Source organism: Agrococcus pavilionensis RW1 (genome assembly GCF_000400485.1).
GTDB lineage: Bacteria > Actinomycetota > Actinomycetes > Actinomycetales > Microbacteriaceae > Agrococcus > Agrococcus pavilionensis.
In genome coordinates this window covers 44,378-59,183 of sequence record NZ_ASHR01000037.1, presented here as the reverse complement: position 1 = coordinate 59,183, position 14,806 = coordinate 44,378, and the positions used below count along the sequence as shown (strand labels likewise).

At 73.7% G+C, this 14,806-nt stretch carries 12 protein-coding genes; all 12 read right to left on the bottom strand.

Features of this window, described 5'->3' with window-relative positions; all coding sequences use genetic code 11:
* Positions 1-67: 67 nt before the first annotated feature.
* The 12 genes from L332_RS0115765 to mraZ all read right to left on the bottom strand — a co-directional run bounded on the left by L332_RS0115765 (position 68) and on the right by mraZ (position 14,563).
* A complete protein-coding gene (locus L332_RS0115765; protein ID WP_021011645.1) occupies positions 68-1,180 on the bottom strand; it encodes an FtsQ-type POTRA domain-containing protein in 1,113 nt (370 codons plus the stop codon).
* On the bottom strand, positions 1,177-2,592 hold the full coding sequence (murC, locus tag L332_RS27850) for a UDP-N-acetylmuramate--L-alanine ligase (RefSeq protein ID WP_021011644.1): 1,416 nt from the start codon (positions 2,590-2,592) through the stop codon (positions 1,177-1,179). Before murC ends, L332_RS0115765 begins: the two co-directional genes overlap by 4 nt.
* A complete protein-coding gene (gene murG / locus L332_RS27845) occupies positions 2,589-3,671 on the bottom strand; it encodes an undecaprenyldiphospho-muramoylpentapeptide beta-N-acetylglucosaminyltransferase (protein WP_021011643.1) in 1,083 nt (360 codons plus the stop codon). The genes murC and murG overlap by 4 nt, the downstream gene beginning before the upstream one ends.
* A gap of 2 nt (positions 3,672-3,673) precedes the next feature.
* Positions 3,674-4,894, bottom strand: a complete 1,221-nt coding sequence (ftsW, locus tag L332_RS27840) for a putative lipid II flippase FtsW (RefSeq protein ID WP_021011642.1) — start codon at positions 4,892-4,894, stop codon at positions 3,674-3,676.
* Positions 4,860-6,356, bottom strand: a complete 1,497-nt coding sequence (gene murD / locus L332_RS27835) for a UDP-N-acetylmuramoyl-L-alanine--D-glutamate ligase (protein WP_021011641.1) — start codon at positions 6,354-6,356, stop codon at positions 4,860-4,862. The genes ftsW and murD overlap by 35 nt, the downstream gene beginning before the upstream one ends.
* Entirely contained in the window at positions 6,353-7,456 is a 1,104-nt protein-coding gene (mraY, locus tag L332_RS27830) for a phospho-N-acetylmuramoyl-pentapeptide-transferase (protein ID WP_021011640.1), read from the bottom strand. The genes murD and mraY overlap by 4 nt, the downstream gene beginning before the upstream one ends.
* On the bottom strand, positions 7,457-8,860 hold the full coding sequence (locus L332_RS27825) for a UDP-N-acetylmuramoyl-tripeptide--D-alanyl-D-alanine ligase (protein WP_021011639.1): 1,404 nt from the start codon (positions 8,858-8,860) through the stop codon (positions 7,457-7,459).
* Positions 8,860-10,440 (bottom strand): Mur ligase family protein, encoded by a 1,581-nt coding sequence (locus L332_RS27820; RefSeq protein WP_021011638.1) that lies wholly within the window; start codon positions 10,438-10,440, stop codon positions 8,860-8,862. Before L332_RS27820 ends, L332_RS27825 begins: the two co-directional genes overlap by 1 nt.
* A 23-nt stretch (positions 10,441-10,463) precedes the next feature.
* Entirely contained in the window at positions 10,464-12,257 is a 1,794-nt protein-coding gene (locus L332_RS27815; RefSeq protein WP_021011637.1) for a peptidoglycan D,D-transpeptidase FtsI family protein, read from the bottom strand.
* A 91-nt stretch (positions 12,258-12,348) separates the two neighbouring features.
* On the bottom strand, positions 12,349-13,029 hold the full coding sequence (locus L332_RS29640) for a hypothetical protein (protein WP_021011636.1): 681 nt from the start codon (positions 13,027-13,029) through the stop codon (positions 12,349-12,351).
* Complete coding sequence (gene rsmH / locus L332_RS27810; protein WP_021011635.1) at positions 13,026-14,033, bottom strand: 16S rRNA (cytosine(1402)-N(4))-methyltransferase RsmH; 1,008 nt, start codon at positions 14,031-14,033, stop codon at positions 13,026-13,028. Before rsmH ends, L332_RS29640 begins: the two co-directional genes overlap by 4 nt.
* A 98-nt stretch (positions 14,034-14,131) precedes the next feature.
* Entirely contained in the window at positions 14,132-14,563 is a 432-nt protein-coding gene (gene mraZ / locus L332_RS27805) for a division/cell wall cluster transcriptional repressor MraZ (RefSeq protein WP_021011634.1), read from the bottom strand.
* Positions 14,564-14,806 lie beyond the last annotated feature (243 nt).

Below are 14,806 nucleotides of genomic sequence, written 5' to 3'. Positions count from 1 at the left end.
GGACAAGAAAAAGAATCGTCAGATTCTTCGAGGCGCCAGGGGGCGCTCGGGACGCCGCCGACGGGCGTCAGGAGCCGCGGACGACGGGCGTCTCGGGGGCGCTCACGTCGAGGATGACCGCGAGCGCCGGGTCCTGCGTCTCGAGCAGCGCGGCGAGCACGTCGGCCTTGAGCTGGCTCTCGTCGGCGCCGCCCCACAGCACCGTCTGCCCGCTGTGCAGGGAGAGCTGGATGTCGGACGGGGTCGGCGCCGCGATCGTCGCGGTCGCCTCGAGCACGCTCCTCGGCACCGACACGAGCACGGTCGCGGCCGCCTCGAACTCCTCGGTGCCGACCTCGACGCCGTCGAGCCGCGGGAGCGCGGCGGTCGACTCGTCGACCCCGCCGAGCACGACGCCAGCCGCGTCGATCACGACCTCGCCAGCATCCCCCGGCACGATGGCCGCGGGCTCGCGCTCGACGATCCGCACGATCACGGTCGACGGCGGCACGATGTCGACCCGGAAGGACTCGATCTGCGGGATGGACCGGAGGCGCTCGGCGACGCCCTCCTCGGTGACCGTCGCGATGGGCTGGCCCATCGAGTCGGCGAGCGCTTGCTGCACGGCGGCGGCGCCGAGGCGCTCGGTGCCCTCGACGCGCACCTCGCGCACCGACATGAGCGGCGACCAGACGAGCCCGACGAGCACGGCGAGCGCGACCGCGAGACCGCCCACGGCCAGCAGCGCGGTGCGCAGCTGCCTGCGGCGCGCGGCCGTGAAGCGTCGCACCTCCGCGCGCTCGCGGCGCACGCGCGCGCGCTTCGCGACCCGCGCGGCGCGCGCCGCCTCCCGTGCCTCGGCGCGCTCGGCGCGCCGCTGCTCGCGCTCCGCCTCGCGCCATGCCCGGTCGACGCGCTGGGCGTGCGAGCCGCCCTCGACGAGCGGCCCGACCGGCGCCGTCCCCGCGTCGGCGCCGTCGGCATCCGCCGCCTCGCCCTCGTCGAGGTCGCCGTAGGCGCTCAGCGCCCAGCGCCGCTGCGGCACGGCCTCGGCGGCCTCGCGCTCGAGCGCCTCCCGCCGGAGCGCCTCGCGGCGCGCGCGCACGAGCTCGGCGAGGTCGACGGGCCGCTCCCCCGCCTCCTCGGCCTCGGTCGCGCGGGGCTCGGGCTCGACCGGCTCGAAGCCGTCGGGTCGCCTCACGCCTCGCCGCCCTCCTCGAGCGCCGAGAGCACCTGCGGGATGATGCGGTACACGTCGCCGCACGAGAGCGTCACGATGATGTCTCCCTCGCGCGCGAGCGCAGCCGCGCGCTCGGCCGCGCGCTGCCAGTCGGGCAGGTAGTCGACGTCGGCGGGGTCGGCGAAGCGCTCGGCGACGAGCGCGCCGGTGACGCCGGGGATCGGGTCCTCGCGCGCGCCGTAGACGTCGAGCACGACGGTGTGGTCGGCGACGCGCTCGTACACGGCCGCGAAGTCGGCGGCCATGTCGCGCGTGCGGGTGTAGAGGTGCGGCTGGTGGATCGCGATGATCCGGCCGTCGCCGATGACGCTGCGGGCGGCCGTGAGCGCCGCGTCGACCTCGGCGGGGTGGTGCGCGTAGTCGTCGAAGACCCGCACGCCGCGCCGCTCGCCGTGGAGCTCGAAGCGGCGGCCGGTGCCGCGGAAGGCGGCGAGCGCCCGAGCCGCGTCGGCGGGGGCGATGCCGAGCGCGACGAGGGTCGCGAGGGCGCCCGCCGCGTTCACGGCGTTGTGCCTGCCGGGCACGCCGGCGGAGAGCTCGAAGCGGGTGCCGGCGACCTCGACGGTGCACTCGGCGCTCTCGCCGAGGCGGACGTCGACGATGCGCACGTCGGCGCCTTCGGCCTCGCCGAACGTCACGACCCGCTCGTGCGTGATCGACTCTCGCACGCGGCGCGCGCCCGGGTCGTCCATCGAGATGACGACGGCCTCGCTCGCCCGGTTCGCGAACGCCGCGAACGCGGCGTCGAACGCCTCGGGCGTGCCGTAGTGATCGAGGTGGTCGGTGTCGACGTTCGTGATGAGCGCGACGGCGACGTCGTAGAGCAGGAACGAGCCGTCGGACTCGTCGGCCTCGATCACGAACACGTCGGAGTCGCCGTGGCCGCTCGAGACGCCGAGCCCGGCGATGATGCCGCCGTTGACGAATCCCGCCTCGATCCCGAGGCCGTGCAGCCCGACGACGAGCATGCCGGTCGTGGTCGTCTTGCCGTGCGCGCCGGCGACGGCGACGACGCGCTTGCCGCGCGCGAGCACGTGGAGGGCCTGCGAGCGGTGCAGCACGGGGATGCCGGCCTCGCGCGCCGCGAGCAGCTCGGGGTTGTCGGGCCACAGCGCGCTCGTGACGACCACCGCATCCGCCCGGTGCTCGCCCTCGCCGGCGAGGTTCGCGGCGGCGTGGCCGATCGCGACGCTCGCGCCGCGCTCACGCAGCCGGTCGACGGTCGCCGAGCCGGAGCGGTCGGAGCCCGAGACGGCGATGCCGGCGTCGAGCATCATGTGCGCGATGCCCGACATGCCCGAGCCGCCGATGCCGATGAAGTGCACGCGCTCGATCGACTCGGGGATCGGCTGGGTCAGGTCTGGTTCGATCACGGCTGCCTCCTCGTGGCGGCGGCCCGCTCGATGAGATCGCACATCCGGTCGCTGCCGTCGCTCGCGCCGGCTCCCGCGGAGGCGGAGGCCATCGCCGCGAGGCGATCGGCGTCCCGCAGCAGCGGCACGAGCCGCGCGCGCACCCATTCTGCCGTGAAGTCGGCGTCGGCGACGAGCTCGGCTCCCCCGGCCGCCACCTGGTCGGCCGCGTTGAGGCCCTGCTCGCCGTTGCCGTAGGGCAGCGGCACGTAGATCGCCGGCAGCCCGACGGCCATGAGCTCGGAGACCGTGAGGCTCCCGGCGCGGCACACGACGAGATCGGCGGCGGCGAGCGCGAGGTGCATGCGGTCGAGGTACTCGATCGCGACGTAGTGCGGCACGGTCGCGGGCTCGAAGTCGGTCTGGCGTCCCCCCGAGAGGTGCAGGATCTGCCACCCGGCGTCGACGATGTCGGCCGCGGCGGCGACGATCGCGCGGTTGATCGAGCGGGCGCCCTGCGAGCCGCCCGTGACGAGCAGCGTCGGCCGTTCGGCGTCGAGGCCGAGCTCGGCGAGCGCCTCGGCGCGGAGGCCAGCCCGGTCGAGGGCGGTGATCTCGGGGCGCAGCGGCATGCCGACGAGCTCGCCCGGCAGCCTCGTCGAGCGGTAGGAGATGCCGACGAACTCGGTCCAGCGAGCGCCGAGCAGGTTGGCCATGCCGGGCTTCGCGTTGGCCTCGTGGATGACGATCGGCACGCGCTCGAGCCGCGCGGCGCGGTAGGCGGGGGCCGACGCGTAGCCGCCGAAGCCGACGACGACCTCGATGCGCCGCTCGCGGATGAGCGCGCGCACCTCGGCGACCGCGCGTCGCCAGCGGCCCGGGAACCGCAGCGCGGCGAGGTCGGGGCGGCGCGGGAAGGGCAGCTTCTCGATCGTGGCGAGCTCGAGGCCCGCGCGCGGCACGAGCTCGCGCTCGAGCCCCTCGCGCGTGCCGAGCACGACGAGCTCGGCGCCCGGGTGCCGCTCGCGGAGCCGTTGCGCGGTCGCGAGCAGGGGGTTCACGTGGCCGGCGGTGCCGCCGCCGGCGAGCAGGACGCGCATCGTCAGTCCCGCGCCTCGAGGAGCGCGCCGCGCACGGTCGGGTTGTCGACCCGCTCGAGCGAGAGCACGATGCCGACGATGAGCAGCGCCGCGATGAGCTGAGAGCCGCCGGAGGAGATGAACGGCAGCGGCACGCCGAGCACGGGCAGCAGGCCGAGCACGACGCCGATGTTGACGATCGCCTGGCCGACGAGCCACACCATCGCGGCGCCCGTGACGACGCGCGTCATCTGCAACGACGCGTGGCGCACGATGCGCAGCATCGTCCACGCGAGGAGCGCGAACAGCGCGAGCACGACGGCGGCGCCGAGCAGCCCGAGCTCCTCGCCGATGATCGCGAAGATGTAGTCGTTGTCGGCCTCTGGCAGCCACGACCACTTCGCGCTCGAGTTGCCGAGCCCGACGCCGAAGAGGCCGCCCGCGGAGAGCGCCCACGTGCCGTGCAGCTGCTGCCAGCAGCCGGAGTAGTAGTCGGCGTCGGTGCAGCCCTGGATGAAGGCGGTCACGCGGCGCACGCGCGACGGGCTCGAGAGCACGACCGGGACGGCGAGCAGGCCGAGCCCGACGGCGGGCAGCACGAGGTGCCACCACTTGACGCCCGCGAACCACAGCGCGCCGAACGACAGCAGCGCCATGATGACGACGGTGCCCAGGTCGCTGCCGAGGAGGACGAGGCCGATCGAGAGGCCCGCGACGGGGCCCGCCGGGATCCACGCCTGCCAGAAGCCGTGGATGCGCGACTGCTTGCGCGTCATGATCATCGCGAGCCACACGCACAGCGCGACCTTCACGAACTCGGACGGCTGGAGCGAGAAGCCGCCGATGCCGATCCAGTTGCGGTTGCCGTTCGCGCCGAAGCCGAGGGGCGTGAAGACGAGCACCTGCAGCGCGATGCCGAGCATGATGCCGAGCCACGCGAGGCGCTGCCACGTCGTGGCGGGCATGCGGGCCGCGAGCAGCATGAGCACGACGCCCACGGCCGCGAACGCCGCTTGCTTCGCGAAGTCGGTGAAGAAGGAGCCGCCCGCGACGTAGGACTCGACCGACGACGACGAGAGCACCATGATGAGGCCGAACGCGACGAGGAAGAGCGTCGTGCCCGAGAGCAGGGCCGCGTTGAGGGTCGGCGCGCCGAAGACCGCGCGCACGCGCACGAGCGCGCGTCGGCCCATGCCGGCCGGTCGGGCCTCAGCCGCCGGGGCGGGAGCCGTCGTGGTCGCCACGAGCCCCCCTCTCCCGCACCGCGTCGGCGAACCGGTCGCCGCGCTCCGCGTAGTCAACGAACTGGTCCATGGATGCCGCCGCCGGGGCCAGCAGGACCGTCGCGCCTGGCTCGGCGTGCGATGCGGCCGCCTCGACGGCGATCCGCATCACCGATCCAGTGTCGGGCGTGTCGACCTCGACGACCGGGATGCCGGGCGCGTGTCGTGCGAACGCCTCCACGACGGGCGCGCGGTCGACGCCGATCACGACCGCGGCGGCGACGCGCGGCGCGTGCTTCGCGACGAGCGGGGCGACGTCGGCGCCCTTGAAGAGCCCGCCGACGATCCACACGACGGGGTCGAAGGCGCTGAGCGAGCCCTCGGCCGCGTGCGGGTTCGTCGCCTTCGAGTCGTCGACGAAGCGCACGCCGTCGACGATCGCGACGAGCTCGGTGCGGTGGCGGTCGAGCCGGAACGAGCGGATGGCCTCGCGCACGTGGGCAGGATCGGCGCCGACCGCGCGGGCGAGCGCGGCGGCCGCGAGCACGTTGCGCGCCATGTGGGGCGAGCGGAGCCCCGCGGGCTCGAGGTCGTCGAGGTGCGCGAGCTCGAGCGCGCTCGAGCGGCGCTCGTCGAGGAAGGCGCGATCGACGAGCACGCCATCGACGATGCCGAGGTCGCTCGGGCCCGGCACGCCGAGCGAGAAGCCGATCGCGCGGCAGCCCTCGACGACGTCGGCGTCCTCGACGAGCCGCATGGTCGCGTCGTCCTCCACGTTGTAGACCGCCGCGACGCGAGCGTTGCCGTACACCTTCCCCTTGGCGGCGCGGTACGCATCCGCCGACCCGTGCCAGTCGAGGTGGTCATCGTCGATGTTGAGGCACGCGGCCGAGTGCGGCCAGAGCGCGCCGGGGCCGTCGACGGGGAGGCTGTGGAGCTGGAAGCTCGAGAGCTCGACGACGAGCGCGTCGAAGCCCTCGGGGTCGCGCACGGCGTCGAGCACGGGCGTGCCGATGTTGCCGACCGGCGCGACGCGCCTGCCCGCCTCGCGCAGCATGTGCGCGGTGAGCTGGGTCGTCGTGGTCTTGCCGTTCGTGCCGGTGACGAGGATCCACTCCGCGGCGCGCACCCTGTCGCGCACGCGCCACGCGAGCTCGATGTCGCCCCACATCGGGATGCCCCGCTCGGCGGCCGCGGTCAGCCACGGGTGGTCGGGGCGCAGCCCTGGCGAGGCGATCACGAGCTCCGCCTCCGACAGCGCCGCCGGCGACTCGTCGCGGCCGGCCTCGACGATCGGCACGCCGAGCACGCCGAGGATCGTCCGTCGCTCGTCGTCGACGCGCTCGGCGATCGCGGTGACGTCGGCGCCGAGCTCGACGAGCGTGTCGACCGCCGCGAAGCCCGTCACGCCGAGGCCGAGCACCGCGACGCGGAGGCCCTTCCAATCGGCGTGCCACGAGGTGAGGTCGTCGAGCCGGCTCACGGCGTCGCCACCTGCCACTGGAAGTAGAACAGGCCGACGCCCGCCGCGACGCAGAGCCCCGCGATGATCCAGAAGCGCACGACGACCGTGATCTCGGCCCAGCCCTTGAGCTCGAAGTGGTGGTGCAGCGGGCTCATGAGGAAGATGCGCTTGCCGCCCGTGATCTTGAAGTAGGCGCGCTGCACGATGACGGAGCCGGTCGTGATGATCGGCAGGCCCGCGATGAGCAGCAGCAGCAGGTGGGTGTCGGTCATGACCGCGAGGCCCGCGAGCGCGCCGCCCAGCGCGAGGGAGCCGACGTCGCCCATGAACACCTGCGCGGGGCTCGTGTTCCACCACAGGAAGCCGATGAGCGCGGCGGCGATCGTGGCCGCGAGCGTCGCGACGTCGAGCGGCTGCGCCACGTCGTAGCAGCGGAAGAGATCCTCCTCCGCCGCGCCGGGCGTGAAGCACGACTGGTTGAACTGCCAGAAGGCGATGAAGGCGTAGCCGATCATCGAGATGATCATCGAGCCGGTCGCGAGGCCGTCGAGCCCGTCGGTGACGTTGACCGCGTTCGCCGCCGAGACGTTGATGAGCGTGATCCACAGCACGAAGACGATGACGCCGAGCGCGCCCCACGGCGCGAGGTCGAGCCACGGGATGTCGCGGACGCCCGAGATGACCGGATCGACGACGGGCCGGCCGCTCGGGCCGACCGGCACGGTGACGGCGAGCACCCCGAACGCGACCGAGACGACGAGCTGGCCGAGCACCTTCGCCCAGCCGCCGAGGCCGAGCGAGCGCTGGTTCGAGATCTTCAGGAAGTCGTCGACGAAGCCGACGACGCCCATCCCGACGATGAGCAGCAGCACGAGCAGCACGGGCACGGTCGGCGGGTCCTGCCCGACGAGCTTCCCGCCGAAGTAGCCCGCGAGGATCGCGACGATGAAGATGAGGCCGCCCATGGTGGGCGTGCCGCGCTTCGTGTGGTGCGACTGCGGGCCGTCGTCGCGGATGAACTGGCCCCAGCCGATCCGCGCGAAGCCGCGGATGAACAGCGGCGTCGCGAGCAGCGAGACGAGCAGGGCGATGCCGGCGGAGGCGATGAGCACGAGCATCTAGCGGCCCCCGATCCGGTCGCCGAGGTCCTTGAGGCCCGCGGAGAGCGACGACTTCACGAGCACGACGTCGCCGGGCTCGAGGCTCGATCGCAGCAGCGCCTCGGCCTCCTCTGCCGTCTCGACCCACGCCGTGTCCTGGCCGAACGATGACTCGAGCTCGGCCGCGTCGTGGATCGCCTTCGCCGCGCTCCCGACGACGACGAGCCGGTCGATGCGCACGCGCACCGCGAGCCGGCCGATGCGGTCGTGCTCCTCGGTCGAGAGCGCGCCGAGCTCGCCCATCTCGCCGAGCACGGCGATCGAGCGGCGCTGCGCCCCGCGCGTCATGTGCGCGAGCGAGCGGATCGCGGCGGCCATCGAGTCGGGGCTCGCGTTGTAGGCGTCGTTGATGACCGTGATGCCGCCACCGGGCTCGAGCAGCTCCATGCGCCAGCGCTCCGCGCGCTCGAGGCTCCCGAGCGCCCCGACGGCGCGCTCGAGGTCGAGGCCGAGCGCGTCGGCGACGGTGAGCGCGGCGAGCGCGTTCATGACGTGGTGCTCGCCGAGGATGCGCAGGCGCAGCGGCCACGACTCGTCGCCGCGGTGGACGGTCGCGATCGTGCCCTCGAGCGTCGAGTCGACGTCGCCCGCCCACAGGGTCGTCGGCTCGTCGGCGGGGCCGGGCGAGGTGCCGAACCACGCGATGCGCGCGCGCGTCGACCGGGCCATCCCCGCGACGCGCTCGTCGTCGCGGTTGAGCACGGCGACGTGGTGGGAGCCGAGGTCCTGCACCATCTCGGTCTTCGCGCGCGTCGTCGCCTCGACGCCGCCGAACTCGCCCGCGTGGGCGAGCCCGACCTTGAGCACGACCCCGACGTCCGGATGCGACATGGCCGTCAGGCGGGCGATGTCGCCCTCGTAGCTCGCACCCATCTCGAGCACGAGGTACCGCGTCGACTCGTCGATGCGCAGCATCGTCATCGGGGCGCCGACCTCGTTGTTGAACGACTTGATCGGGCTCACGGTGGGCCCGTGCTGCTCGAGGATCGCCTGCAGCATGTTCTTCGTCGTCGTCTTGCCGTTCGAGCCGGTGACGCCGATGACGGTGAGCGCGCCCGCCTCGCGCACGCGCCGGATGACGTCGGCGGCGAGCGCGCCGAGCGCGACGACGCCGGAGTCGACCACGATGTGCGGCACGGCCTGCTCGAGCGGGCGCTCGGCGATGACGAGCGCGGCGCCCGCGGCGACGGCCGCGTCGACGAAGCGGTGGCCGTCGGTCGACTCGCCCGGCATCGCGACGAAGACGCCGCCGGCCGCGACGAGGCGCGAGTCGGTCTCGACCGAGCCCGTCACGAGCACGTCGTCGCCGTGGAGCGCTCCCCCGACGGCCGCCGAGATCTCGCGGGCGCGCATCCGGAGCATCAGCGCACGTCCCGCGCCGGGCGCTCGCCGCGCTCCTCGGTGGGCCAGCCGGCCTCCTCGAGCGCGCGGCGCGCCTCGGCGCGCGCGTCGAACGGCTCGCGCACCCCCGCGACGTCGCGGTAGTCGGCGTCGCCGGGCCCGGCCCACAGCACGGTGTCGCCGGGGCCGGCGAGGCGCAGCGCCTCGCGGATCGCCGCCTCCTCGGGCGACGACTCGATGACGGGCTTGCCGCCCGCGGCGGCGCGAGCGCCGCCCAGCACCTGGGCGCGGATGCTCGCGGCGTCCTCGGTGCGCGGGTTGAAGTCGGTGACGACGACGGCGTCGGCGAGCTCGGCGGCGATGCGTCCCATGTCGGCGCGCTTCGTCGCGTCGCGGTCGCCGTCGGCGCCGAACAGCATGACGAGGCGCCCCTCGGTGACGCGCCGGAGCGCCTCGAGGGTCTGCACGAAGGCGTCGGGGCTGTGGCCGTAGTCGAGGAAGACCGCGGGGCCCTCCTCGCCCGAGACGCGCTCGATGCGGCCGGGGAGCGTCGGGCGCATGCCACGGTCGATGACCTCGGCGATCGCGTCCATCTCGAAGCCGTCCTCGACGAGCATGAGGATCGCGATCGCCGCGTCGATCGCCATGTGGCGGCCGATGAAGGGGATCTGCACCTCGACGGCGCCGCCGTCGATGCCCGTGAGCGTGAACGAGGTGGAGGAGGGGGTCTCCTCCCAGATGTCGACGTGCCAGTCGGCGTCGACGCCCGGCTCGCTCGTGACGGTCGTGACGGGGATGCGGCTGCGCTCGGCGATGCGGCGGCCCCACTCGGTGTCGACGCACACGACCCCGCGCTCGGCGCGATCGGGCGTGAAGAGCTCGGCCTTCACGTCGAAGTACGCGTCCATCGAGCCGTAGTCGTCGAGGTGGTCGTGGCTGAGGTTCGTGAACGCGACGACGTCGAAGACGACGCCGTCGATGCGGTGCCGCTCGATCGCCTGCGCGCTCACCTCGAGCACGGCGGCGCGCACGCCGGCCTCGCGCATGCGGGCGAGCAGGGCGTGCAGCTCGCTCGCCTCCGGGGTCGTGAGCTTCGACGTCACGACGAGGTCGCCGACGTGCCGCTCGGCGGTCGTCGACAGGCCCGTGACGAAGCCGAGGTCGGCGAGCAGGCCCTCGAGCATGAAGGAGGTCGAGGTCTTGCCGTTCGTGCCGGTGACGCCGAAGAGCCGCGGGCGGTCCTCGCCCGTGCGGTACACCCAGGCGGAGATCTCGCCGAGCGCGGCGCGGGGGTCGTCGAGCACGATGACGGGTGCGCCGGTCTCGAGCATCGCGGCACCGGCCGGGTCGGTGACGACCGCGACCGCGCCCTGCTCGAGGGCCGCGGCGGCGAACTCGGCGCCGTGACGCCGGGCGCCGGGCAGCGCCGCGAACAGGTCGCCGGGCTCGACGTCGCTCGAGTCGAGCGTGACGCCCGTGACCTCGATCCCGTCGAGATCGGCTTCGACCGTCAGCTCGAACGCCTCGACGAGACCGGTGAGCGGCCTGGGGGTGGGGTGCTCGGGCCGCAGGATCCTCGGTGCGACGGGTCCCACGGACATCCTCTCCTCATCCAACGCTGCTCTCATGGCTGATCGGCGGTCCACTCGAGCGGGATCTCCGGCTGCTGGGTCGTGCTGGGCGGGATGTCGAAGTGGCGGATCAAGAGGTTCACCATATCGTGGAAGGCCGGGATGGCCCCGCCGCTCGTGCGGATCGTCTGGGGGCTGTCGTACATCGTCAGCACGACGAACTGCGGGTCGTCGACGGGGAACACGCCCGCGACCGAGATCATCATCCGGTTCGGGTCGTAGCCCGATCCGTCCTCGTACGCCATCTGCGCCGTGCCGGTCTTCGCGGCGATGCGGTAGCCCTCGATCGGGAAGGTGTCGTAGCCGTAGTCGGTCACGACGTTCTCGAGCACCTCGAGCGTCTGGCGCGCGGTCGTGTCGCTCACGACCCTCTCGCCCTCGCCGACCTCGGGCGCGGTGACCTCGCCCTCGGCGTCGGTGCAGCCGGCGATGAGCCGCGCGGGCAGGTGCACGCCGCCGTTCGCGAGCGCCTGGTAGGCCGACGCGAGCTGGATGGGGGTTGCGGCGATGCCCTGGCCGAAGAGCACGTTGAGCTGCGTCTGCGCGTCGAGGTTCGCGGGGTTCCGCAGCGCCACCGACTGCTCGCCGGCGAAGTCGACCGCGCTCCGCTCGCCGAAGCCGAAGCGGTCGAGGTAGTCGTAGTAGTCGGCGGTCGACATCGGCTCGGCGAGGCGCACCATGCCGGAGTTCGACGAGTTGACGAGGATGCCGGCGGCCGTCCACTGCTTGACCTCGTGCGAGAGGGCGTCGCGCACGCGCACGCCGGGCGCCGTGTACGTCCACGGCACGCTCAGCTCGTCGCGCGGCGTGATGATGCCGAGGTCGAGCATGGCGGCGAACGAGAACGCCTTGAAGATCGATCCCGGCTCGTACGCCGCGGTGAACGCGCGCGAGCCGCGGTCGCGGGAATCGGATGCCGTGGGGTCGTTGGGGTCGACGGTCGACGACTCGGCGACCGCGACGATCGTGCCGTCGGCGCGCATGACGATGCTCGTGCCGCTGCGGGCGCGCAGCTGGGACGTGTACTGCTGCGTGAGCTGCTGCATCTGGAACTGCACGTCGGCGTCGATCGTGAGCTGCACCGAGCCGCCGTCGATCGCGGGCCGCGTCGTCATCGAGCCCGGGATGGGCGTGCCGTCGGCGCCGCGGTCGAAGACCCGCGCGCCGTCCTCGGCCGAGAGGCACTCGTCCTCCGAGCGCTCGATGCCCGCGAGCGGCTCGTCGGCGCCCATGAAGCCGACGAGGTTGCCCGCGACCGAGCCCGCGGGATAGACGCGCTGCGGGTTGAGCCGCAGGTAGACGTAGGGCAGGCCGAGGTCGCGCACCGCCTCGAACTGCGAGACGTCGAGTCCGTCGACGAGCAGCAGGTAGTCGGAGTCGGGATTGCGCTCGAGCTCGGCGAGGATCTTCGCCTGCAGGTCGACGGGGTCCTGCCCGGTGATGGCGCCGATCTGGACGAGCGCGTCGCCGACCGTGAGCGTCTCGTCGACGCGGTCGATGCCGGGCTGCAGGTCGCGCGTGTAGCGCGGCGAGATCGTGAGGTCCCAGCGGTCGACGCTCTCGGCGAGCACCGTGCCGTTCGCGTCGACGATGGGCCCGCGCGTGCCGAAGATCGTCTGCGTCACCCCGCGCCGCCCATCCGCCTCGGCGTTGAGCGCCTCGGCGCGCACGAGCTGGATGTCGGCGAGCCGCACGACGAAGACGGCGAGCAGGGCGAACGTCAGGATGGCGACCAGGACGGTCCGCCACCGCTCGCTGCTGCGCTTCGCCCTCGCGGCCACGCTCACCTGCGCTTCCTGCTCGGCGGCCGAGCATCCATGTCGACGTGCACGGTATCGGCGTCGGGGCGCGCGGCCGAGCCGCCACGCCCTCGCCGGCTCACTCCTGCCCGGGAGCCGGCAGCAGCGTACCCGGCGCGATCGTCGTCGGCGCGACGGTGGTCGGCGCGACCGCCGTCGGCTCGACGTCCTGCGCGGCGGCGGGCGCGGCCGCGGCGATCGCCGCGGCGCTCTCGCCCGCGGGCAGCAGCATGCCCGGGTAGGGCTCGATCGTGGCGGCCTGCACCTGGGCGACGGATGCGGCGACCTGCGGCTGCGCGGTCAGGAGCGAGTTGGGCACGTACATGCCGAAGCCGTCGACGGCGGGCACCTGCATGTGGAGCGCGTCGGGGCCGCCCGCGGTCGAGGTCGTCGCGAGCGTGAGGAACTGCGAGGGCTGGCCGGCGAGCATGCCGAGCTCGGCACCCGCGACCGCGACGTGCTGCGGCGAGCTCAGCACCGCGAGCTCCTCGGCGACGCTCTGCTCGGCGCGCGCGAGGCTCGTCGACTCGGCCTGCAGCGCGCTCATGCGGTAGGCGCCCTCGCTGATGACGACCGAGAGGCCGAGCTGCGCGCACACGATGCCGGCGAGGCCCGCGAGGGCGATGACGCCGTGCACGAGGCGCGGCGCGCGCCGGGGCGCGACGCGCGGCGACGGCAGCGCCTTGAGGTGCCGCTCGGCGGGCGCCTCGGGCGCGGGCAGCGGCTGTGCGTGCAGGTCGAGGACGCTCAGGCTGGTCATGGCTGCTCCCTGGGGGTCGGGGCGGTGGTCGAGTCGTTCGATGCGGGTCGGATGCGCTCGGCCGCGCGCAGGCGGACGGGTGCGGATCGGGGGTTGCGGGCGCGCTCGGCCTCGTCGGCGAGCTCGGCGCCGCGCACGAGCAGCCGCAGGTGGGGCGCGTGCTCGGGCAGCTCGACGGGCAGGTCGCGCGGCGCGGTCGAGCTCGACGCCGCCTGCAGGGTGCGCTTGACGACGCGGTCCTCGAGCGACTGGTAGGCGAGCACGACGAGCCTGCCGCCGACGCCGAGCGCGTCGATCGCGGCGGGCATCGTGCGCTCGAGGATCGCGAGCTCCTGGTTGACCTCGATGCGCAGCGCCTGGAAGACGCGCTTCCCGGGGTGGCCCTGGTTCGCGAGCGCGCGCGGCGTCGCCGCCTGCAGGATGTCGACGAGCCGCGCGGAGGTCTCGATCGGCGCCTCGGCGCGCGCGGCGACGATCGCCCGCGCGTAGCGGTCGGCGAGCTTCTCGTCGCCGTAGACGCGGAAGAGCCGCGCGAGCTCGCGGTCGCTGCGCTCGGCGAGGATCGTCGCGGCCGTCACGTCGCCCGACTGGCCCATGCGCATGTCGAGCGGCGCGTCCTTCGCGTAGGCGAAGCCCCGCTCGGCGTCGTCGAGCTGCAGGCTCGAGACGCCGAGGTCGAGCAGGATGCCGTCGGCGCGCGCGGCGCCGGCGGCCTCGAGCGCGAGGTCGATGCGGTCGTACGTGGTCTGCACGGGCACGAAGCGGTCGCCGAAGCGCGCGAGCCGCTCCCCCGCGAGCCGGATGGCGTCGGGGTCGCGGTCGATGCCGGCGACGCGGAGTGACGGGTGCGCCGCGAGCATCGCCTCGGTGTGGCCGCCCATGCCGAGCGTGCCGTCGATGACGAGCGGCGCGCGGCCCGCGGCCTCGGCGCGCGCGACCGCGGGCGCGAGCAGCTCGAGCGTGCGCTCGAGCATGACGGGGATGTGGAGGTCGGATGCGTCCATGGGCTTCGGGCGGTCCGACCCGGCCCCTGATCCCCATCCGTGCGACGCGCCACCGGGGAAGGTGCGGCGCGGCGACCGGCTGAGGGTCACGGGTCGGGTCAGAAGATGCCGGGGATCACCTCCTCCGTCGTCGCAGCGAAGTCGGCCTCCTTGGCCGCGTAGTAGGCGTTCCACGCCTCGGTGTCCCAGATCTCGGCGCGGGAGCCCGCGCCGATCACGGTGAGCTCGCGGCCGAGGCCGGCGTACTCGCGGAGGTTCGAGGGGATCGTGACGCGGTGCTGGCTGTCGGGCTGCTCGCTCGAGGCGCCCGAGAGGAAGAGCCGCAGGAAGTCGCGCGCACCGGCCGAGGTGAGCGGCGCCTGCCGGATCTGCTCGTGGACGCGCTCGAACTCGCGCATCGAGAAGACGTAGATGCACCGCTCCTGGCCGCGCGTGAGCACGAGCCCGCCCTCGAGCTCCTGGCGGAACCGGGCGGGGAGGATCACGCGGCCCTTGTCGTCGAGCTTGGGCGTGTGCGTGCCGAGGAACACGGTGCCCCCTCTCGTCCGGCCTGCGAGCAGATGCTGCGCCGGGTCACCCCGACTTCCTCCACTCTACTCCACTGACCGCCACATCAGCCTAGGAATCCTCTGCATTCACCCGCGTGTTGCGCAGGATTCTGCGGAGGATCGCGGTGGAGGGATTCGGCCGAGATTCGCGCTGGATCGGCCGCACGGTGGGGCGCAGGAGCGCACGAGGGCGCGAAAAAGGGACCGACTCGGGTGAGTCGGTCC